22 protein-coding genes are annotated in these 20822 nt (G+C 72.0%); 13 read left to right on the top strand and 9 right to left on the bottom strand.

Translation table 11 applies throughout. From position 1 onward, the window contains the following. The first annotated feature begins 4 nt into the window (after positions 1-4). A complete protein-coding gene (locus tag ACWC1K_RS40300) occupies positions 5-1015 on the top strand; it encodes an LLM class F420-dependent oxidoreductase (protein WP_450838058.1) in 1011 nt (336 codons plus the stop codon). A gap of 48 nt (positions 1016-1063) precedes the next feature. Next, positions 1064-1351, top strand: a complete 288-nt coding sequence (locus tag ACWC1K_RS40295) for a hypothetical protein (RefSeq protein ID WP_450838057.1) — start codon at positions 1064-1066, stop codon at positions 1349-1351. Between the two features lie 25 nt (positions 1352-1376). Here the strand turns inward: ACWC1K_RS40295 and ACWC1K_RS40290 are convergent, their stop codons facing one another. From ACWC1K_RS40290 to ACWC1K_RS40280, 3 genes are read right to left on the bottom strand one after another with little or no spacing between them, the layout of a single operon-like run. After that, positions 1377-2447 carry a prenyltransferase gene (locus tag ACWC1K_RS40290; protein WP_450838055.1) on the bottom strand — a complete coding sequence of 357 codons (1071 nt, stop codon included), beginning with the start codon at positions 2445-2447 and terminating at the stop codon, positions 1377-1379. Next, entirely contained in the window at positions 2444-3178 is a 735-nt protein-coding gene (locus tag ACWC1K_RS40285; RefSeq protein WP_115908450.1) for a class I SAM-dependent methyltransferase, read from the bottom strand. The genes ACWC1K_RS40290 and ACWC1K_RS40285 overlap by 4 nt, the downstream gene beginning before the upstream one ends. Then, complete coding sequence (locus ACWC1K_RS40280; RefSeq protein ID WP_450838054.1) at positions 3172-4587, bottom strand: glycosyltransferase family 4 protein; 1416 nt, start codon at positions 4585-4587, stop codon at positions 3172-3174. Before ACWC1K_RS40280 ends, ACWC1K_RS40285 begins: the two co-directional genes overlap by 7 nt. Before the next feature lie 210 nt (positions 4588-4797). On the opposite strand from ACWC1K_RS40280, the gene ACWC1K_RS40275 reads away from it, so the two are divergent. After that, a complete protein-coding gene (locus ACWC1K_RS40275; RefSeq protein WP_450838053.1) occupies positions 4798-5448 on the top strand; it encodes a TetR family transcriptional regulator in 651 nt (216 codons plus the stop codon). Between the two features lie 18 nt (positions 5449-5466). Here the strand turns inward: ACWC1K_RS40275 and ACWC1K_RS40270 are convergent, their stop codons facing one another. The 3 genes from ACWC1K_RS40270 to ACWC1K_RS40260 all read right to left on the bottom strand — a co-directional run bounded on the left by ACWC1K_RS40270 (position 5467) and on the right by ACWC1K_RS40260 (position 8315). Next, complete coding sequence (locus ACWC1K_RS40270; protein WP_450838052.1) at positions 5467-6234, bottom strand: tetratricopeptide repeat protein; 768 nt, start codon at positions 6232-6234, stop codon at positions 5467-5469. Positions 6235-6580: 346 nt separating this feature from the next. Continuing rightward, entirely contained in the window at positions 6581-6853 is a 273-nt protein-coding gene (locus tag ACWC1K_RS40265; RefSeq protein ID WP_450838051.1) for a ferredoxin, read from the bottom strand. Between the two features lie 4 nt (positions 6854-6857). Continuing rightward, the gene (locus ACWC1K_RS40260; protein ID WP_450838050.1) at positions 6858-8315 is read right to left on the bottom strand and encodes an aldehyde dehydrogenase; all 1458 of its coding nucleotides are present in this window, start codon (positions 8313-8315) and stop codon (positions 6858-6860) included. A 305-nt stretch (positions 8316-8620) separates the two neighbouring features. On the opposite strand from ACWC1K_RS40260, the gene ACWC1K_RS40255 reads away from it, so the two are divergent. Genes ACWC1K_RS40255 through ACWC1K_RS40245 form a run of 3 tightly spaced genes read left to right on the top strand, consistent with a single transcriptional unit; the run spans position 8621 to position 10407 of the window. Then, positions 8621-9649, top strand: a complete 1029-nt coding sequence (locus tag ACWC1K_RS40255) for an MBL fold metallo-hydrolase (protein WP_450838048.1) — start codon at positions 8621-8623, stop codon at positions 9647-9649. Between the two features lie 42 nt (positions 9650-9691). Beyond that, positions 9692-10174 (top strand): nuclear transport factor 2 family protein, encoded by a 483-nt coding sequence (locus ACWC1K_RS40250; protein WP_450838047.1) that lies wholly within the window; start codon positions 9692-9694, stop codon positions 10172-10174. Next, complete coding sequence (locus ACWC1K_RS40245) at positions 10171-10407, top strand: RidA family protein (RefSeq protein ID WP_450838046.1); 237 nt, start codon at positions 10171-10173, stop codon at positions 10405-10407. The genes ACWC1K_RS40250 and ACWC1K_RS40245 overlap by 4 nt, the downstream gene beginning before the upstream one ends. 5 nt (positions 10408-10412) lie before the next feature. On the opposite strand, the gene ACWC1K_RS40240 is transcribed toward ACWC1K_RS40245, so the two are convergent. Continuing rightward, a complete protein-coding gene (locus tag ACWC1K_RS40240) occupies positions 10413-11069 on the bottom strand; it encodes a phosphotransferase (protein ID WP_450838045.1) in 657 nt (218 codons plus the stop codon). Positions 11070-11395: 326 nt separating this feature from the next. Between ACWC1K_RS40240 and ACWC1K_RS40235 the strand changes: the two genes are divergently transcribed. The 6 genes from ACWC1K_RS40235 to ACWC1K_RS40210 all read left to right on the top strand — a co-directional run bounded on the left by ACWC1K_RS40235 (position 11396) and on the right by ACWC1K_RS40210 (position 17769). Beyond that, positions 11396-12640: a prenyltransferase/squalene oxidase repeat-containing protein gene (locus ACWC1K_RS40235; RefSeq protein ID WP_450838115.1), complete on the top strand. Its 1245-nt coding sequence runs from the start codon at positions 11396-11398 to the stop codon at positions 12638-12640. After that, positions 12637-13272, top strand: coding sequence for an SCO2322 family protein (locus ACWC1K_RS40230; protein ID WP_450838044.1), 636 nt, complete (start codon positions 12637-12639; stop codon positions 13270-13272). Before ACWC1K_RS40235 ends, ACWC1K_RS40230 begins: the two co-directional genes overlap by 4 nt. Continuing rightward, entirely contained in the window at positions 13265-14446 is a 1182-nt protein-coding gene (locus ACWC1K_RS40225) for an energy-coupling factor transporter transmembrane component T (protein WP_450838042.1), read from the top strand. Before ACWC1K_RS40230 ends, ACWC1K_RS40225 begins: the two co-directional genes overlap by 8 nt. Beyond that, positions 14443-16227: an ABC transporter ATP-binding protein gene (locus tag ACWC1K_RS40220; RefSeq protein WP_450838041.1), complete on the top strand. Its 1785-nt coding sequence runs from the start codon at positions 14443-14445 to the stop codon at positions 16225-16227. Before ACWC1K_RS40225 ends, ACWC1K_RS40220 begins: the two co-directional genes overlap by 4 nt. Further along, positions 16224-17036 carry an ECF transporter S component gene (locus ACWC1K_RS40215; RefSeq protein ID WP_450838039.1) on the top strand — a complete coding sequence of 271 codons (813 nt, stop codon included), beginning with the start codon at positions 16224-16226 and terminating at the stop codon, positions 17034-17036. Before ACWC1K_RS40220 ends, ACWC1K_RS40215 begins: the two co-directional genes overlap by 4 nt. Positions 17037-17349: 313 nt before the next feature. Beyond that, positions 17350-17769: an aggregation-promoting factor C-terminal-like domain-containing protein gene (locus ACWC1K_RS40210; RefSeq protein ID WP_450838038.1), complete on the top strand. Its 420-nt coding sequence runs from the start codon at positions 17350-17352 to the stop codon at positions 17767-17769. A 17-nt stretch (positions 17770-17786) separates the two neighbouring features. On the opposite strand, the gene ACWC1K_RS40205 is transcribed toward ACWC1K_RS40210, so the two are convergent. Continuing rightward, positions 17787-19043, bottom strand: coding sequence for an alpha/beta hydrolase (locus ACWC1K_RS40205; protein ID WP_450838037.1), 1257 nt, complete (start codon positions 19041-19043; stop codon positions 17787-17789). Between the two features lie 103 nt (positions 19044-19146). On the opposite strand from ACWC1K_RS40205, the gene ACWC1K_RS40200 reads away from it, so the two are divergent. Continuing rightward, on the top strand, positions 19147-19833 hold the full coding sequence (locus ACWC1K_RS40200) for a YoaK family protein (RefSeq protein WP_450838036.1): 687 nt from the start codon (positions 19147-19149) through the stop codon (positions 19831-19833). Positions 19834-19875: 42 nt separating this feature from the next. On the opposite strand, the gene ACWC1K_RS40195 is transcribed toward ACWC1K_RS40200, so the two are convergent. Further along, a complete protein-coding gene (locus ACWC1K_RS40195) occupies positions 19876-20709 on the bottom strand; it encodes an alpha/beta fold hydrolase (protein ID WP_450838035.1) in 834 nt (277 codons plus the stop codon). Positions 20710-20822: the final 113 nt, after the last annotated feature.

Genomic DNA, 20822 nt, shown 5'->3' with positions numbered 1-20822 from the left:
CGTCATGCGACTCGGTCTCGCCCTCGGCTACTGGGGTCGCGGCCCCTCCCCCGACCATGTGCCGCTCGCGCGGGAGGCCGAGCGGCTCGGGTACGACTCCGTGTGGACCGCGGAGTCGTGGGGGTCCGACGCCTTCACCCCGCTGACCTGGATCGCCGCCCAGACGTCGACCATCAAGCTGGGGACGGCCGTTGCCCAGATGGCCGCCCGCTCCCCGACCACCACCGCCATGCACGCCCTCACCCTCGATCACCTCTCCGGCGGCCGCGTGCTGCTCGGCCTCGGGCTGTCGGGGCCGCAGGTGGTGGAGGGGTGGTACGGGCGGCCGTTCCCGAAGTCGCCGCTGACCGCGACCAGGGAGTACGTGGACGTCGTACGGCAGGTGCTCAGGCGTGAGGGGCCGGTGGTGCTCGACGGGCGGTTCCACTCCCATCCCTACAGCGGCGCGGACGGCACCGGTATCGGCAAGGCCCTCAAGTCCATCACGCACCCCTTGCGTCCCGGCCTTCCCGTCCTCCTCGGCGCGGAAGGGCCGAAGAACGTCGCGCAGACCACCCGTATCGCCGACGGCTGGCTCCCCCTCTACTGGTCGCCGACCCGCCCCGAGGTCTATGAGGCCTCGCTCGCCGATGCCCCCGAAGGCTTCCTCGTCGCCCCCATGGCACAGGTCCGGGTCTGCGACGACGTGAGCGAAGGCCTGCTGCCCGTGAAGACCATGCTCGGGTTCTACATCGGCGGGATGGGGCACGCGGCGCGCAACTTCCACGCCGATCTGATGGCGAGGATGGGATACGAGGAGGAGGCCCGCCGGATCCAGGAGCTGTTCCTGTCCGGGCGCCGCGAGGAGGCCGTCCTCGCCGTACCGGACGCCTTCGCCGACGAGATCTCCCTCGTGGGGCCGCGGGAACGGATCGCCGAACGGCTGGAGTTGTGGCGCAAGGGGCCGGTGACGGACCTGCTGGCCCTCTCCCCGGACCGGGAGTCCCTACGGGTGCTGGCCGAGCTGAACTCCTGAGAGAACCCGTTCGGGTTTCATAAAGCGTCCGGCGGCAATCCGCAGAGTATGTCTCGATACAGCAGCGGTAATCGAGCCGGCGCGGTCATAGCGATCGTCGCCGACATCATGGCCCTCATCCTGGGCCTGTGGATCCTGATGTACCTGTTGGACGCCAACCGTGCCAACGACCTGGTGCAGTTCGTCCACAACGTGGCCAACTGGCTGGCCGGGTGGTCGCGTGACCTGTTCACCTTCGACAAGGCCTGGGCCCGCGTGGTCGCGGGTTACGGCCTGGCAGCGGTGGTCTACCTGTTCGTCGGCCACGCGATCGCCGGACGGATGACACGGCACTGACCACCCACCCGGTCGCGCCCGGAGATCAGGCGCAGCAGTCCGGATCCAGCCCCCTCGGCAGCTGCTCGCCGCCGAACACCGTGCAGGTCGCCTCGTGGCCGCCGAGGGCGGCGACGGCGAGCAGCAGTGAGCCCGCCGTCCAGGTGGTCAGCTCGCGTGGCCAGATCGCCTGGTCCTCGAAGACGTAGCCCGTCCAGTACAGGCCGGTCTCCGGGTCCCGCAGGTGCTGGATCGACTGGAGGATGTCCAGCGCGCGGTCGGACTCGCCCATCGCCCAGAGGGTGAGGGCGAGTTCGGCCGATTCCCCGCCGGTGACCCACGGGTTGGGGACCACGCAGCGCACGCCGAGGCCGGGGACGACGAAGCGGTCCCAGTCCTCCTCGATACGGGACTTGGCCTCCGCACCCGTCAGCGCGCCGCCCAGCACCGGGTAGTACCAGTCCATGGAGTAACGGTCCTTGTTGAGGAACCGCTCCGGGTGGCGGCGGATCGCATGACGCAGGGCGCCGACGGCCAACTCCCAGTCCGGCTGCGGCTCCTCGCGCTGTTCGGCGACGGCGAGCGCGCAGCGCAGGGCGTGGTGGACGGAGGACGAGCCGGTCAGCAGGGCGTCGGGGGTGAAGCTGCCGTCCTCCTCGCCCTTCCAGCCGATCTGGCCGCCGGGCTGCTGGAGCCGCAGCACGTACTCGACGGCCGCGTAGACGGACGGCCACATGCGGTCCAGGAACGTGTCGTCGCCCGTCGACAGGTAGTGGTGCCACACGCCCACCGCGATGTACGCGACGAAGTTCGTCTCGCGTCCGCGGTCGGTGACGTCCTCGGCGTCCCCGTCGGCGTAGGCCGCGTACCAGGAGCCGTCTGTGTTCTGGTGGCGTGCGAGCCACTCGTACGCCCGCTCGGCGGCCTCGTGCTCGCCCGCCGCGTCCAGGGCCATCGCGGCCTCGGTGTGGTCCCAGGGGTCCAGGTGGTGCCCCCGGAACCACGGGATCGCGCCGTCCTCCCGCTGTACGGCGAGGATGCCGCGCACGGTCGCGGCAGCCTGCTCGGCGGTGAGGACCCCGGGCAGGACCAGGTGTTCTGTCCGGGGAGTGGTCACCGGGCGTCCACCGAGGGCAGGTGGGGCTTGGTCGCGTAGGCCACGAAGCTCTTGCCGATCAGGGGGTTGAGGGCCTGTTCGGCGACCCTGGTGGCCAGGGGCTTCTTCATGATGTCCCAGACCAGGAGCTTGTGGTACGCCTTCACCGGCAGCGCCTTGTCGTTGTCGACGCCGAACGCGCACTTCAGCCACCAGTACGGGGAGTGGAGCGCGTGCGCGTGGTGGGTGCCGTAGGGCTTCAGGCCCGCCTCGCGGATCTTGGCCAGCAGTTCGTCCGCCTTGTAGATGCGGATGTGGCCGCCCTCGACCTCGTGGTAGGCGTCGGACAGGGCCCAGCAGACCTTCTCGGGGCCGTAGCGCGGGACGGTGATGGCGATGCGGCCGCCGGGCTTGAGCACGCGGACCATCTCGGCGAGCACGCCCTTGTCGTCCGGGATGTGCTCCATCACCTCGGAGATGATGACGACGTCGAAGGACTCGTCGGGGAAGGGCAGCGCCAGGGCGTCGCCCTCCATCGCCGTGGCGGTGGCGCCGGCCGGGGCCTCACCCGCCTCCTTCATCGCGGCGAACCACTTCGCGACCTCGCGGATCTCCTCGCCGTTCTGGTCGAGCGCCACGACCTGGGCGCCGCGCCGGTAGCACTCGAACGCGTGCCGGCCGGCCCCGCAGCCGAGGTCCAGGACGCGGTCGCCCGGGGCGAGCGGGAACCGGGAGAAGTCGACGGTCAGCACGTGGCCCTGCTTTCGGGATGGGTGGCGGCTAGTTCTTCTACGGCTTCTACGGCTTCCACGAGGGCCTTCGGCGGTTCGGCCGCGGCGGGTTGCGGCGCCGGGGTGCCGGAGATGGCCTCGCGGTATCGGGCGACCGTTCCCTCGGCGGCGCGGGCCCAGGTGAAGTGCCGCAGCACCCGCTCCCGGCCGGCGCGGCCGAGCCGCACGCGCAGCTCCGGATCGCCCAGCAGGCGGCTGAGGCCCGCGGCCAGGGCGCCGGGGTCACCCGGCGGCACCGCCAGGCACGTCTCGCCGTCGCGTCCGGCGACCTCGGGGATCGCACCGCCGGTCGTCGCGACCAGGGGCGTGCCGGTGGCCATCGCCTCGGCCGCCGGGAGGGAGAAGCCCTCGTACAGGGACGGCACGCAGGCGACCTCGGCCGAGCGGACGAGGTCGACCAGTTCGGCGTCCGAGATGCCCTTGACGAACTCGACGGCGCCTTCGAGGCCGTAACGCTCCATGGCCTGGGCGACGGGTCCCTCGGTGGGCCGCTTGCCGACGACGACGAGGTGGGCGTCCGGGTGCTCGGTGCGGACCTTGGCGAGCGCCTCGACGAGGAAGACCAGGCCCTTGAGCGGGACGTCCGCGCTGGACGTCGTCACGATCCGGCCGGGTACCACGGGGACGGCCGGGTCCGGCGAGAAGAGGTCGGTGTCGGCGCCGATGTGCACCACGTGGATACGGTCGTCCCGCACCCCGAGGTGGTCGATGATCTCGGCGCGCGAGGTGCCGGAGACGGTGAGGACCGAGGGCAGGCGGCGGGCGACGCGCTTCTGCATGCGGGTGAAGGCGTACCAGCGCCGTTTGCCCCAGCGCTGCTGCCAGTTCTCGGCGGCGTCCAGCTCCAATTGGCGGTCGACGGTGATGGGGTGGTGGATGGTGGTCACCAGGGGGGCGCCCACATCGCCCAACAGGCCGTATCCGAGGGTCTGGTTGTCGTGCACGACGTCGAACTCGCCGCGGCGGGCGCGGAGGTGGCGGCGGGCGCGCAGGGAGAACGTCAGCGGCTCCGGGAAGCCGCCGGTCCACATGGTCGCGACCTCCAGCGCGTCGATCCAGTCGCGGTACTCGTCGCGCTTCGGGGTGCGGAAGGGGTCCGGCGAGCGGTAGAGGTCGAGGCTCGGCAGCTCCGTCAGGCTCAGCCGGCCGGCGTAGTCCTCGCCCTCGTCGAGGACGGGGTAGGGCTGGGAGCCGATGACCTCGACGCGGTGGCCGAGGCGGGCCAGCTCGCGGGAGAGGTGGCGGACGTAGACGCCCTGTCCGCCGCAGAACGGGTTCCCTTTATAGGTGAGGAGCGCGATGTGGAGCGGTCGCTCGCCGTCGGCGGCGAGGTCCTCCTGGGGACCCGCCTGACTGGCCTCAGCGGTCACTCTGGGCCCCCTTCTGCGTGCACTGTCCCGCGAGATTACGCCGGGACGCTAATCTAGAACAAGTTTCAGACTTGATCGTCCAGGAGGCTCTGAATCTACCGGCAGGTAGGGGCGCGGTGAGCAGTGGATCAGGTGATTCGCGCCACGGCTGAGGCCCTGCCAAACTCGGTGCGATCACCAGCCCTCACCGACTGTCACGGAACGGGATCCATGCCTGCGCAAGCGAAGGTGGCCAAGGTGGAAACACGTACCTCGCAGCCGGCCTCCCCGCCCCTCACGGAGCGGCAGGAGGCGCGTCGTCGGCGCATCCTGCACGCGAGCGCGCAGCTGGCCAGCCGGGGTGGTTTCGACGCGGTGCAGATGCGTGAGGTCGCCGAGTCCTCGCAGGTGGCGCTGGGCACCCTCTACCGCTACTTCCCGTCCAAGATCCATCTGCTGGTCGCCACGATGCAGGACCAGCTGGAGCACATGCACGGCACGCTGCGGAAGAAGCCGCCGCAGGGCGAGACGGCGGCCGAGCGGGTCGCCGAGACCCTGATGCGGGCCTTCCGCGCACTGCAACGCGAGCCGCATCTGGCCGACGCGATGGTGCGTGCGCTGACCTTCGCCGACCGGAGCGTCTCGCCCGAGGTGGACCAGGTCTCCCGCCAGACCACCGTGATCATCCTGGACGCGATGGGCCTGGAGAACCCGACCCCCGAGCAGCTCTCGGCCGTCCGTGTCATCGAGCACACCTGGCACTCGGCCCTGATCACCTGGCTCTCGGGCCGCGCCTCCATCGCCCAGGTCAAGATCGACATCGAGACGGTGTGCCGCCTGATCGACCTGACGGATCCGACGGCGCCCGGGAAACCGTCCTAGCCGCACCCCCCGGCTCTCTCAGCCGACCGCGGCCGGCCCGCTCCAGCTCCGTCCGATCGCCGCGCCGTCCGCCCACTGCGTCAGCAGCCTTCGGGCGTCCTCCTCGGGGGCCGCGAGGGACACCGTCCGGGTGCCCGCCGGCAGGCCGCGGTCCTGCTGATGGGTGCCCTCGCCGCAGCAGGCGCAGAGCAGGCGGACGCTGCTCGCCGGTTCGGCGCCGTAGTCGTGCTCGCCGAACAGGTCGAGCAGGGCCCGCAGGTCGTCCGCCTCGCCGGCGGCCACGGTCACCTCCAGGGTGGGCAGGTCGGAGGCCTCGAAGAGGAGCAGCTCGTCGAAGACGGGGAAGGTCACGCCGTCGACCGCCCCCCCCTTCGGCTCGCCGTCGTGCACGACGATCTCGCCGTACCGGCGGCCTCCGGTCACGGGTGCGTTGACCACCCGCCCGCGCGTCGGGCACAGCCGCTCGATCCACACGACCTCGCGCTTGCCGCCCGTGTCGAGCCGCACGCACGCGTTGCCGAAGCGGCCGGCGATCTCACCCTCGCCGTCCGGGAGGTCGATGCCGAAGCCGGCCCAGGCGTCGCGGGCCGTCGCCCAGTCGCGCTGGACGGTCGCCGCGATGCCCAGGTTCCAGAACGCCGGGTCGCCCTCACCTCGCGGGCTGCGCGCGGCGGCCTCGCGTCCGAGCTCGTACGCCTTGGCCCAGTTGCGCAGGAACTTGTGGGCGAGCGCGGCGTCGTACCACCACACCGGGCTCGCCTCCTCGTCCGGGAAATGGGCGAGCACGCTTGATCAGCTTTCCGGCCTCGGCCTTGCGCACGCTTTCCCGCCCTCATCGCTCCTACGGCAACCGCAGGAGCGTAGTGCCGGCACGCGAAGGACCTACGAGACGGGTTCCCTTCGCCGGCATTACCCGGGTCAGGTGGTGGAGGTCGCCTTCCAGCCGTAGACCTTGTGGTCCACGACCTTCCGGCCTCTCAGCCCGGACCGTCGACGTCGGTCCCGGCGGACTGACTGCTTCACGCCAGAATCGGCTACTCCGGTTCGGACTCCCTCACTCGTCCCGTAGGCCAATTCCCAGAATAGAACTTCCGAGCGGGAATGAAACCCCCTAAAAGGCACTTTTCGTGCACTACTCCTCGGGCGGAAACACCGGCTCCCCACTCCCCAGCAGCGTGATCACGATCGCCTCCACCGGGCAGTTCTCGGCCGCCTCCAGGATGCGTTCGCTGGCGTCGGGCTCCGGCTCGACGGGGTGTGACTGCATGGCGGAGTCGAGGCGGAAGGCCCCGGTCGCCCGGTGGACGCACTGGGCCGAGCCGATGCACACGGAGCGGTCGACCTCGACGTGCCAGCGGTCGCCCGCCCCCACGCTCGAATACGCTCGCGCGGGAGGTACCCCCATCCGCTCAGCCCTCCCAGCCGGCCGGGAGATGGATCATCTTGTGTTCGAGGTACTCGCCATACCCCTCGGGGCCGAACTCCCGCCCCAGCCCGGAGTTCTTGTAGCCGCCGAAGGGGCCGAGCATGTCGAGGCTGAAGGTGTTCACCGAGTACGTGCCGGTGCGGACCCGGCGGGCGACCTCGATGCCGTGCGCCACGTCCGCCGTCCACACGCTGCCGCTGAGCCCGTAGTCGGAGTCGTTCGCGATCTTCAGGGCTTCGGACTCGTCGCCGTACGGGAGCAGGCAGATCACCGGGCCGAAGATCTCCTCCCTCGCTATCCGCATCGAGTTGTCGACGTCACCGAAGAGGGTCGGCTCGACGTACCAGCCGCGGTCCAGGCCGGGCGGGCGGCCGCCGCCGGTGAGGATCTTGGCGCCCTCCTCCTGGCCGATGCGGATGTAGTCGAGGTTGCGCTGCTGCTGGCGCCTGGCCACGAGGGGGCCGACCTGGGTCGCCGCGTCCAGCGGGTCGCCGACGACCAGGGCGCTCGCCGCCGCCGCGAAGGCCTCGGCGAACTCGTCGTAGCGCGAGCGCGGCAGGAGGATGCGGGTCTGGGCCACGCACGCCTGGCCGTTGTTCATCCAGGCCGCCGGCACCACGCCCGCGACGGTGGTGGCCACGTCCGCGTCCGGCAGGACGACCGCCGCCGACTTGCCGCCCAACTCCAGTGTCACGCGGGTGAGGTTGCGGGACGCCACCTCCATCACGCGCCTGCCCGCCGCCACCGAACCGGTGAAGGCGACCTTGTCGATCCCGGGGTGGCCGACCAGGTACTCGCTGACCTCGCGGTCGGCCGGAAGGATCGACAGCACGCCCTCGGGCAGCCCGGCCTCGCGGGTGATGTCGGCCAGGATGTACGCGTCCAGCGGCGACTCCGGCGACGGCTTGAGCACCACCGTGCAGCCGGTGAGCAGCGCGGGCGCCAGCTTGGCGGCGGCCACGAACTGCGGGACGTTCCAGGGGACCACGGCCGCCACGACCCCGACCGGCTCCCGCCGCACCAGGATCTTCCCGAGCACGCCGTCGCGCCGCTCCTCGTACGTGAAGTCGCGGGCGACGGTGATCGCCGCGTCCCACACCATCATCGCGCCGAGCGCCTGCGCGAGGACGCTCCAGGAGTAAGGGGACCCGTTCTCGGAGGAGATGACGCGGGCGATCTCCTCGTGCCGTACGGCGATCGCGTCCTTGATGCGGGTGACGACCTCGATCCGTTCGTCGAGGGTCATCCGCGGCCAGGGCCCCTCGTCGAAGGCGCGGCGCGCGACGGCGACGGCCCGGTCGACGTCCTCCCGGGAGGCGTGCGGCACCCGCCCGATGACCTCCTCGGTGTGCGGCGAGATCACCTCGATGACGTCCTTGCCGAGGGGGTCGGTCAACTCCCCACCGATGAACAGCTGTCCGTGTTCCACGAGCTCGGTCATGGCCGACTGCCTCCCCGGAGCGCCTGTCTCTGACGGTTCATCAGATACGGCACTGATACCAGTTCCCCTCGGAGGAGTCCACGGGCCGCACACGACTTGACCGCGGGGACAGGTGACTTGGGCTCCCATCGAAACGCGTTCTAGTTATACTCGTGCTTGCCTCGCGATGTCCGCGTCGGCCGCCGTGGCTGACTCGCTTTTCTGCTGGGGGTCCGGGGGCCCGCGGCGAAGCCGCTGATGTCACGGCCCCCGGAATGGCGCAGCAGTGGGCCGAGCGTGGCCGGTCCGCGGCGATTGGGGAGCCCATGACGCAGGTGTACGACCACGGCGGAGGCGTCCGGTCGATCAAGGTCCCCATCCCGGACAATCCGCTCGGCCATACGCTGGTCTACGTCGTCGACACCGACCGCGGGCCGGTACTGGTCGACACCGGGTGGGACGACCCCGCCTCCTGGGACACGCTCGTCGAGGGGCTGTCCGCCTGCGGTACGGCGGTGGGCGAGGTGCACGGCGTGGTCATCACCCACCACCACCCCGACCACCACGGCCTCTCCGGCAAGGTGCGTGAGGCGTCCGGCGCCTGGATCGCCATGCATGCCGCGGACACGGCGATCGTGCGGCGCACCCGCGACACCCGGCCGGGGCGCTGGTTCGCGTACATGACCGCCAAGCTGGTCGCCGCGGGCGCCCCCGAGGAGCACGTGGCGCCGTTGCGCGACGCGGCCCCCCGCACCACCCTGCCGGGCTTCTCCCCCGCCCTGCCCGACCGGGAGATCGTCCCCGGCGAGCTGCTCGGCCTCCCGGGCCGCCGGCTGCGCGCCATCTGGACGCCGGGGCACACCCCCGGCCATGTCTGCCTGCACCTGGAGGAGCAGCATCCGGCCCGACTCCCGGGCCACGGACGGCTGTTCTCCGGCGATCACCTGCTCCCCGAGATCACCCCGCACATCGGCCTGTACGAGGACCCCGACGACACCACGGTCACCGACCCCCTCGGCGACTACCTCGACTCCCTGGAACGCGTCGGCCGTCTCGCCCCCGCCGAGGTGCTCCCCGCCCACCAGCACGTGTTCGCGGACGCGCCCGCCCGCGTCCGGGAGTTGCTGGACCATCACGAGGAGCGGCTCACCGGCCTCCAGTCCCTCCTGGTGGAGCCGCTCACCCCCTGGCAGCTGGCCGAGCGCATGGAGTGGAACCGGCCCTGGGCCCAGATCCCGTACGGGTCGAGGAACATCGCGGTCTCGGAGGCCGAGGCGCATCTGCGGCGGCTGGTGAAGCTGGGGCGGGCCGAGGCGGTGGCGGGGAGCGACCCGGTGACGTACGTGGCGGTGTAAAGCGGTCGCGCCCGGTGATCCGCCGCTGGTACCAACGGTCTCATGGACCCGTTGCAGCAACTCCTCGCCGAACGCGCCTGCGAGCGGCTGATCCTCGACTTCGTCCACCGCCTGGACCTCGGCGAACCCGCCTCCGTGGCCGAGCTGTTCACCGAGGACGGCTGGTGGGAGTGGCCGCCGCCGGGGGACGGCCGGCGGTCCGAGGGGCGGGAGGCGCTGCGGACGTACTTCGGCGCACGGCCCGCGGACAAGCTCTCGCGGCGGGTCATGTCCAACATCCGCGTCACGGTGACGTCGGCGGACACGGCCGAGGCCACGTCGTACTTCACGACGTACCGGATCGAAGGCTGGACGGGCGACATGGTCCCGGCAGGACCGCCCGTCCAAGTGGGCAACTACGAGGACACCTTCCGCCGCGTCGACGGCCGTTGGCTGCTCGCTTCCCGCACCCTGCACCTGCCCTTCGGCGGCCCGACCCCGCACCTCGGCCGCGGCCCCCGCGAACCCGTCCCTGTCCGGAGGTGAACAGCAGCGGACCACTCCGCACCCCTGGGGACGCGGCGGCGCGCTGCCGTCGGCGAAGGGGGCGAAGGGCGCGCGGTCGGTGCGGCGACCGCACCCACTTCGCCGAGTTCAACCGCGTCTGCCGGGAGTTCTTCACGGACTGCTCGCCCCTGCCCGCTCGTACGACGGTGGTGGCGCGGCCGGTCCGGGAGGGTGTGCTGGTCGAGGTGGACGCGGTGGCCGTCGTCGGCTGACCTCCCTACGTGAACGTACGGATCAACTCCTCGGCCTCCCCGAGGAGTTCGACCTCCCGTCGGCTCATCGTCGGGTTGGCCGCGCGCCGCCGTCGGGCCTCCTTCAGGCCCTCGTCGGTGAGCTGGGAGGCGTCGGCGAGGAGGGCGGCCAGCATGGCGCGGGCGGCGTCGGCGACCGGTTGGTCCCCGACGGCGACCTGCGCGAGGATCACGGCGGAGATGCCCCAGTCCAGGCCCGGGTGACCCTCCTCGGTGTTGCTCCAGTCGATGACGTACGGGCCCTCGGGCGTCAGCATCACATTGTCCGGGTGCAGGTCGAGGTGGAGCACCCGGCCGTCGGCGGAATCGCGGGCGGGTACGGCGTGGAGTCGGCGCAGGAGTTCGGCGAGCGTCGCGCCGGCCTCCTCGGCCCCGAGCGAACCGGTCAGGCACGCGTCGAGCATCGTCGGCCCGGACAGCCGCTCCATCACCAGCTCGGTGGGCGTGGAGTCGGACAGCCGTACCCGGGGCACGGGGTATCCGTGCGCGCGTACGTGCTCCATCACGGCGCCCTCGGCGAGGGCGTCACCCCATCCCTCGCGGTTGCGCCGCAGCACCCACGCCGCGTCGAGTTCGTACACGTCGTTGACCCGGCCCGTGCCGAGCAGCCTCCCCGTTGCCATGAGCCGAACATAGCGCCGCGCACCTCACAGGCGGCTCTCAGCGTGTTCCTACGGGCCGGTACAGTGGCCGGGTCGTCATCACGCCGTACGGGGGGAAGCCGGTGCAATTCCGGCGCTGACCCTCCCCCAGTGCCTCAAGGGCCTGGGAGGTGCCCCCACCCGTGACCCGCCCGCACCGGGCGGCCAGCCGCATCGCCCCGCGCGGTGGTGACCGGCTCACGCGCGTCGGCAACCCGTCGGCGCACGGCACCATCGAGGCATACGGAGCCGAGCCGCCGGGGTTGTCCCGTGCTGCCCGCTCCCGCAGGGAGAGGCACCCGCCGATCATGAACGTCGTCCGCCACAGCGTCGCGGTACTGGCCGCCGGCACCGTCGTACTGGGTGCCGCCGGCCCGGCCTTCGCCGCGTCCCCCTCCCCGTCCCTGCCCGACGGCCTCTACGGCACGTCAGATCCGAAGTACGACGGCGTGTGGCGCCAGTCGCTGGCGCTGCTCGCGCAGGACACCGTGGGGGTGAAGCCGGCGGCGAAGGCGGTGGACTGGCTGGCGGGACAGCAGTGTGCGAACGGGGCCTTCGCGCCGTTCCGCGCGGACACGGCGAAGGCCTGTGACGCGAAGCTCATGGTCGACACGAACAGTACGGGCGCCGCCGTCCAGGCCCTCGCCGCGCTCGGCGGACACGAGAGCACCACCGGCAGGGCGGTCTCCTGGCTGAAGTCCGTGCAGAACAAGGACGGCGGCTGGGGCTACGCCCCGGGTGGAGCGAGTGACGCGAACTCGACGTCCGTCGTCATCGGCGCGCTGACCGCCGTGGGTGAGAAGCCGGACCAGGTCCTCAAGGACGGCACGTCCCCTTACGACGCCCTGCTGAAGCTGGCCCTGCCCTGCGCCGGGGACGGCTCGGGTGCCTTCGCCTTCCAGCCGGACAAGAAGGGCGGACTGTCCGCCAACGCGGACGCGAGCGCGGCTGCGGTCGTGGGCGCACTCGGCAAGGGCCTGGCCGGGGACTCCCCGAAACCCGCCGGCACCGCTCCGGCGTGCAAGAAGGCCACCGGCCCAGAGGAGGCGGCACAGAACGGTGCCGCGTACCTCGTCAAGGCCCTGGCCAAGGACAAGCACCTGACGTCGACGCTGCCCGGCGCCAAGCCCCAGCCCGACTACGGCAACACGGCCGACGCGGTCCTCGCCCTCGCCACCGCCGGCCACGGTGACATGGCCGCCGACGCCATGCGCTGGCTGGAGGCCAACTCCGGGGCGTGGGCGAAGCAGGCCGGACCGGCCGCGTACGCACAGCTGATCCTCGCGGCGCACGCGGGGACCGCCGACTACCACGACTTCGGCGGCCAGGACCTGGTCAAGCTCCTCAACGCGACCGGCCCGAAGCCCGCCGCCCTCCCGGCGGCCGGCGCCTACCCCGGCAAGGCCTCGGAAAGCGCAGGGAGTCGCGCCGCGAAGAAGGACTCGGAGAAGGACTCCGGGCTCGGGGTCTGGTGGATCGTCGGTGTGGGGCTCGTCGCGGGCATCGGCCTGGGTTTCCTGCTCAGCGGCCGCAACAAGAGGCGACAGCCGTGATACGACGCTGTGTTCTCCTCCTCGCCGCGCTGTTGCTGACCCTGGTCGGCAGCGGCCAGGCACAGGCCGCCGGTTACCGCTACTGGTCCTTCTGGGACTACGACGCCGGCCACTGGACGTACGCCACCCAGGGCCCCGCCACCGCCCGCCCCTCGGACGGCGCAGTCCAGGGCTTCCGCTTCTCGGTGAGCGAGGACTCGGCCGACTCGGCGAAGCCGCGCGGGGCGGTGTCGTTCCCGGTGATCTGCGCGCGGACGCCCGCGCAGCAGGGCAAGAAGCGCGTGGCGCTGGTCCTCGACTTCGGCACGGCGGCCGACGCACCTCCCGGCGAGACGCCACCGGCCCGTCGCACGGTCTGCGCGCGGGTGTCTGCCGACGGCACGACGGCGGATGCGCTGGCCGCGGTGGCGAAGCCGCTGCGGTACGACACGAACGCGCTGTTGTGCGCGATCGGGGGGTATCCGCGGAAGGGGTGCGGGGAGCAGGTCGCGTCGGGCAAGCGGCCCGCGCCTGCCGCGAAGGACGGGAAGCAGGACAGCGGCCCGTCGGTGGGTCTGCTTGCGGGGGCGGGCGCGGTCGCGCTGCTGGCCGCGGCGGCGGTGTGGCAGGCGCGGCGACGCACCCATGCATAGCCGCGCCGCCAAGCCCGCGCAGTCTGCGGGCAGTCCTGCCGCCGGGGCGGCTCCCGACCCAAGGAGAGGCGGCACCCGGCCGGCGCCGGTGAGCGGCCGCACCCGCCCCCACCGCCCCGCACAACTCCACCCCGGCGCCTGGTGGCTCTGGTCCCTGGGCCTGGGCACCGCGGCCACCCGCACCACCAACCCCCTCCTCCTCTCCCTCCTCATCACGGTGTCCGCCTACGTCGTAGCCACCTGCCGCCCCCGAACCCCCTGGTCCCGCTCCTACTCCGCCTTCCTCAAACTCGCCCTCGCCGTCCTCCTCATCCGGCTCGTCTTCGCGGTGGCACTGGGCTCCCCCATCCCCGGCACACACGTGATCGTCACGCTCCCCGAACTCCCGCTCCCCCACTGGGCGCAGGGCATCCGCCTGGGCGGCAGGGTCACGGCCGAGTCACTCCTGTTCGCCTTCTACGACGGCCTGAAGCTGGCCGCGCTCCTCATCTGCGTGGGCGCCGCGAACGCACTCGCCCACCCGTCCCGTCTCCTCAAGTCCCTGCCGGGCGCCCTGTACGAGACCGGCGTCGCGGTGGTGGTCGCCCTCACCTTCGCGCCGAACCTCATCGCCGACGTCCAGCGGCTGCGCGCCGCCCGCCGTCTGCGCGGCCGCCCCGACAGCGGCATCCGCGGCCTGCTGCAGGTCGGGCTCCCGGTCCTGGAGGGTGCGTTGGAGCGTTCGGTCGCCCTCGCCGCCGCGATGGACGCCCGTGGCTACGGCCGCACCGCCGAGGTCCCGCCCGCCGTGCGGCGCACCACCGCCGCCCTCACCCTCGGCGGTCTGCTCGGCGTCTGCGCGGGAACGTACGGGCTGCTCACCGCCGAAGGCGGCACGTACGGCCTGCCCCTGCTGCTCGCCGGACTCGCCGCGGCCCTGGCCGGTCTGCGGCTGGGCGGCCGGCGCAGCCTGCGCACCCGTTACCGCCCGGACCGCTGGGGCATCCGCGCCGGGCTGGTCACCGTCTCCGGCGCCGCGGTCGCCGCGCTGCTCACCCTCGCCGCCGACACCGACCCGGCGGCCCTGCACCCCGGTGTCGTCCCGCTCGTCGCCCCCACGCTCCCCCTGTGGCCGGCGGCGGCGGTACTCCTGGCTCTCCTGCCCGCTTTCATCGCCCCGAAGGAGCCGTCGTGATCCGCTTCGAGGATGTCTCCGTGACCTACGAGGGGGCGGCCGAACCCACCGTGCGGGGTGTGGACTTCGAGGTCCCGGAAGGCGAACTGGTCCTCCTGGTCGGCCCTTCAGGAGTGGGCAAGTCAACGATCCTCGGCGCGGTCAGCGGTCTCGTCCCGCACTTCACGGGCGGCACCCTGCGCGGCCGCGTCACGGTGGCGGGCCGTGACACCCGTACGCACAAGCCGCGCGAACTCGCGGACGTGGTGGGCACGGTGGGCCAGGACCCGCTCTCCCACTTCGTCACGGACACCGTCGAGGACGAACTCGCCTACGGAATGGAGTCGTTGGGCCTCGCACCCGATGTGATGCGCCGCCGCGTCGAGGAGACCCTCGACCTCCTCGGCCTCGCCGACCTCCGCAACCGCCCCATCGCCACCCTCTCCGGCGGCCAGCAGCAACGCGTCGCCATCGGCTCGGTCCTCACCCCGCACCCCCAGGTCCTGGTCCTGGACGAACCGACCTCCGCCCTCGACCCGGCGGCGGCGGAGGAAGTCCTGGCGGTCCTCCAACGCCTCGTCCACGACCTCGGCACCACGGTCCTGATGGCGGAACACCGCCTGGAACGGGTCATCCAGTACACGGACCAGGTCGCCCTGCTACCTGCCCCAGGAGCCCCACTGCAACTCGGCCTCCCGGCCGACATGATGGCCGTGTCACCGGTGTACCCCCCGGTGGTGGCCCTGGGCCGCCTGGCCGACTGGTCCCCGCTCCCACTGACGGTACGAGACGCCCGCCGCCGGGCAGGCGCACTGCGCGAGCAACTGGCACTGACGCCGCCCGCGGACCCGCCGCAGCCTGCGGACAGTCCTGCCGCTCGGCCCCGTAGCCTGCGGGCATGCGTGCCGCCTAGGGCGGCACGGGTGGGCGCAGGCGGCACCCCGCAAGCGCGGGCCAGCGACACCGCCCCTGCCTCAGCCCCCACCCGCCGATGGCGAGCCCTCCTCCGCAAGCACAAGCCCACACCCCCAGCCACGGTCCAACCCACCGCGGAGATCCACGCCCTGTCCGTCCGCCGCGCAACCATCCAAGCCCTCCGCCACATAGACCTCACCATCACCCCCGGAGAAACCCTCGCCCTGATGGGCCGCAACGGCGCCGGCAAATCCACCCTCCTCAACACCCTCGTAGGCCTGACACCCCCCACCACGGGCTCGGTGAGCGTCGCCGGCCTCACCCCCCACCGCACACCACCCCCCACCCTCATCCGCCACGTAGGCCTGGTCCCCCAGGAACCCCAGGACCTCCTCTACGCCGACACGGTCGCAGCCGAGTGCGCCGCAGCCGACCGCGACGCCGACGCCACCCCCGGCACCTGCCGCACCCTCCTCTCGGCCCTCCTCCCGGAGATCACCGGCGTCACCGACGTCTCCCACCCCCGCGACCTCTCCGAGGGCCAACGCCTCACCCTCGCCCTGGCGGTCGTCCTCACCGCCCGCCCACCCCTGCTCCTGCTCGACGAACCGACCCGCGGTCTGGACTACGCGGCAAAGGCCCGCCTCGTCACCCTGCTGCGAAACCTCGCAGCCGAGGGACACGCGATCGTCCTGGCCACGCACGACGTGGAACTGGCCGCCGAACTCGCCCACCGCGTGGTCCTGCTCGCCGACGGCGAGGTGATCGCCGACGGACCGACGGCCGAGGTGGTCGTCTCGTCCCCGTCCTTCGCCCCGCAGGTCACCAAGATCCTCGCCCCGCAGCAGTGGCTCACGGTCGCGCAGGTACGGGAGGCCCTGGGATGACACCGCAGGCCCGCCCCATCCGCCTGGGCCCCCGCTCCCTCACGGCCCTCGGCCTGGTCAGCGCCGTGGGTGCGGCCGCCTTCGGCTGGCCCTTCCTCGCCCCGCCCGGCTCACAGCTCGGCGCCCACGCCCAGGACGCCCCCTGGCTCTTCGCGGGTCTGCTGGTGCTGCTGGTCGCCGTAGTGGCCGCGACCATCGCGGAGTCCGGGCTCGGCCCGAAGGCGGTCGCCATGCTCGGGGTGCTCGCGGCGACCGGCGCGGCCCTGCGCCCGCTCGGCGCCGGGACCGCGGGCATCGAGCCGATGTTCTTCCTGATGGTGCTGAGCGGGCGGGTGCTCGGCCCGGGCTTCGGCTTCACCCTCGGCTCGCTCACCATGTTCGCGTCCGCGCTGCTCACGGGCGGGGTGGGCCCGTGGATGCCGTTCCAGATGCTGGCGATGGGCTGGTTCACGATGGGGGCCGGGCTGCTGCCGGGACCCGACCGTCTGCGCGGCCGGGGCGAGCTCGCCCTGCTCGCCGGCTACGGCTTCCTCGCCGCCTTCGCCTACGGCACGGTCATGAACCTGGCGGGCTGGCCCTTCATGGGCGCGCTCGCCTCGGGCATCGCCTTCGACCCGCGGGCAGCGGTCCCCGCCAACCTGGCCCGTTTCCTCGCGTACTGCGCGGCCACCTCGCTGGGCTGGGACCTGGGCCGGGCCGTCGTCACCGTCGTACTGACCCTCTCGGTCGGCCCGGCGGTGCTCAGGGCGCTACGCAGAGCCACCCGCAGGGCGGCTTTCGAGACCGCGGTCACTTTCGACCCCCGTTGACCGGTGAACCACCCCACATGACCCACATCACCCACTATCTGCTCTAGTAGTGCAAACCGGACGCCATGTCCACGCCATAACCGCCTCTGACCTGCACTTTGAGAGCCAGGTCACACGAACCCCGCCCCGCCCACATACGACCACAACTAGCAAATACGGTCATTGCGGACCCCTTCCGAGCCTGCTTCTCTGGATGACGTCGCACGGCGCCGATGTGCCCACAGGGCCACGGCGCCGACGTATGCCCCCCGGGTTCTCGCACGACTCCCGCGGACTGCGTGCGACCCCCTGTCCCCGAAGGAAAAGGTTCCCCGTGTTCGTCTCCCGCATCGCCCGCCGCATCGCGTCCCCGAAGAAGGCCCTCGCCTCCGCCGCCGTGGCCGCCGCCACCGCCGGCATGGTGCTGACCGCGGCTCCCGCTCACGCCGCGACCGCCTCCTCGGCCGCCAGTGCTCAGGCGATCGCGCACAAGATGATCCCGAGCGCGGCGCAGTACAACGCCTTCAGCAAGATCGTCGAGCGCGAGAGCGGCTGGAACGTCACCGCCACCAACTCCTCCTCCGGCGCCTACGGCCTGGTCCAGGCCCTCCCGGGCTCGAAGATGGCCAGCGCCGGCTCGGACTGGAAGACCAACCCCAGGACCCAGATCAAGTGGGGCCTGGACTACATGAACTCCCGCTACGGCAGCCCGACCGCCGCCTGGGCGTTCTGGCAGGCCAACGGCTGGTACTGAGCCGCCGCCCCTCGGGCTCACCCCCGGGCCCGTACGCCGTCGAAGAACCGCACCACCTGCGGAGCCGACACGGCGAAGGAGCCGAAGTGGTCCACGGCTCCCTGATCGACCACCCGCACCCTCGTTCCCTGACCGGCGAGGGTGCGGGCGCATGTGCGGGCGTTGCCGATGGGCACGTCGGTGTCGTTGGCGCCGGCGTACAGCCGCACCGGTACGTCCGGTTTCCAGTCGCAGGTGTGGTCGGCGGCGCGCGTCGCGTCCAGCAGCGCGCCCGACGGGTGCCGCAGCCGCTTCTGGAAGGCGGGCGTGAGCAGGTCCTTCACCGTGGGGGCGAGCCCCTTGACGACGTCGTCCTCCTCGTGGTTTCCGTCGTAGAGGCCCTCGACCCGGCTCGCGTACGGGGCGCGGAAGACCTCCGCCGGGTCCTTGTAGATCGGGTGGAGACGGTTCTGCGCGACCAGCCAGTACGAGATGTAGAGCACCCCGCTGGTGTCATTCACCCGGCCGTCGAACAGCGCGGGGAGCTCCTGGCCCTCCAGGTCGTACGGGCCGCTGATCGGTGCGAGGGCCTTCAGGCGGAAGTGCCCGTCGGCGCCGTGCTCCAGCGCCTTGCCCAGCGCCATGGCGACCTGGCCGCCCTGTGAGAAGCCGGTCGCGTAGACATCGCCGGTGAGCGGGCGGCCCAGGCGCTGAGCCGCCGTGCGGGCGGCGCGCAGCATGTCGACGGAGGCCGTGACGGAGGAGCGGGTGTCCATGTACGGATGCGGGCCCGGCCCCTCGCCCAGGCCCAGGTAGTCGGGGGCCGCCACCGCGCGCCCGGCGCTCGCGTTCAGATACGACGGGATCCGGCCGAAGTCCTCGCTCGCGGAGGGCGCGTAGCTGCGCTTGACCATCGTGCCGTGCGTGTCGGACACCAGGTCGAGCCGGTGGGCGCCGCCCTTGGGGAGGGTGAGGAGCCCGGTGGCGGTGGTCGGTTTCCCGTACGGGTCGACGGTCCGGTACGTCAGCCGGTACGCCCGTACGCCGTACCGCACGGGGTCCGCGGCGACGCCCCGGTCGGCCACGAACTTCCTGAGCTGCCCGGCGTCGCGGTCGGCGACCGGCGTGACGGAGATCAGGTCTCCGCGGCGCGTCCCGTGGTGCGTCTGCTCGGCGGCGGTGGCCACGGGTGCCGCGGCGAGGCCCGCGAGCAACAGGGCGGCCGCTGCCGCGAGAGCCCGCCGCGTCCGCCAACTGATGGGTTTTTCATATGATTTGCACGTCTCATCACTCATGTCCTCGACGCTACGGACGTGCACCTCATGTCGGCATCCGAGTGACCCCCGCGTCCATGGTGGACTTGAGTGCACCCTGCCCGTCCGGCCACCCGGAGAGTCGATGAGCGTGAGCGTGAGCGAGAGCGAACCGGAGGCGCACGGACTGCGCCTGGTGTTCGTGCTGTTGGGGCTGGCGGTGGTCAGCGGGCTGATCGACGCGGTGAGTTATCTGGGGCTCGGGCATGTCTTCACGGCCAACATGACCGGCAACGTGGTCGTGCTGGGCTTCGCCGCGGCCGGGGCGCCGGGCTTCTCCGTACCCCACACCGCGACCTCGCTGGGCTGCTTCCTCCTCGGCGCAGTGGCCGGAGGGCGGGTCACGCGGGGGCTGGGCGACGGCTCGCGGCGCACTTGGGCGCGGCTCACGCTCGCCGCCGAGGCGGTGCTGGTGGGCGGGGCCGCCGCGGCCGCCTTCGCCGCGCCGCACGCCACCGCCACCCGCTACGCCGTGATCGGGCTCACGGCCGTCGCGATGGGCCTGCGCAACGCGACGGTCCGCAAGCTGGACGTCCCCGGCCTCACGACGACGACCGTCCTGACGATGACGCTGACGGGCCTGGCCGCCGACTCCCGGGCCGGCGGCGGCTCGGGCCGCCGTTCGCCGCGCCGTTCGGCGGCGGTCGTCGCGATGGCCTCCGGTGCCTGCCTCGGCGCCTGGCTGGTGCTCCACCACGGCCTGGGCATTCCGCTGCTGGTGGCGGCGGGGGCGGCGGGCGTGCTCGCGGTGGTGGCGTCGGGGCGGGAGTGACCCCGACGCCCCCGTGCCGCTTACTCGCCGATCACTTGCCGCTCACTTGCTGAGGAAGCTCAGCAGCGCGGCGTTGACCTCCTCCGCGTGGGTCCACAGCAGGCCGTGCGGGGCGCCCTCGATCTCCACGTACTCGGCGGAGGGCAGCAGGGCGCGGAAGGGCCGCCCGGTCGAGTCGATCGGCAGGATGCGGTCGCCGGTGCCGTGCAGGATCAGCGTCGGCACGTCGACCTTCGCCACGTCCGCGCGGAAGTCGGTGATCCAGGTCGGCACGCAGGCCACCGAGGCGTGCGCCGAGGAACCGGCCGCCACGTTCCAGCTGTTGCGCACGGCCTCCTCGCTGATACGGCTGCCGAGCGTCTCGTCCAGGTTGTAGAAGTCCTGGTAGAACGCGGTGAAGTAGGCGTACCGGTCCTTGCTGACGGCTTCCAGGATGCTGTCGAAGACGTGCTGGTCGACGCCCGCCGGGTTGTCGTCGGTCTTCAGCAGGAAGGGCTCGAGCGAGGCCAGGAAGGCGGCCTTCGCCACCCGGCCCGAACCGTAGGTGCCCAGGTAGCGGCCCACCTCGCCGGTGCCCATCGAGAAGCCGACCAGGACGGCGTCCGTCAGGTCCAGCGTGGTCAGCACCTTGTCCAGGTCGGCGGCGAAGGTGTCGTAGTCGTAGCCCTTGGTCGGCTGCGAGGAACGGCCGAAGCCCCGGCGGTCGTAGGTGATGACCCGGTGGCCGGCCTCCAGCAGGGCGGGCACCTGCCGCTCCCAGGAGTGGCCGTCGAGCGGGTAGCCGTGGATGAGCACGACCGGCTGCCCGGTGCCGTGGTCCTCGTAGTAGAGCTCGATGGGCGCGCTGTTCTCTTCGCCGACGGTGATGTAAGGCATGTCGGTTTCCCCCTCCATGGGCGGGATTCGGGTACGGGTTTCAGCTCACCACGCGTGACGGGATGTCACCAGGCAGAAACACAGGCAGAAGTGGACAGCGCTTGCTGTAATTG

This window comes from Streptomyces sp. NPDC001492, assembly GCF_053597275.1.
Note: the sequence above shows the minus strand (reverse complement) of the source record. Positions and strands in the feature narration are given on the sequence as shown.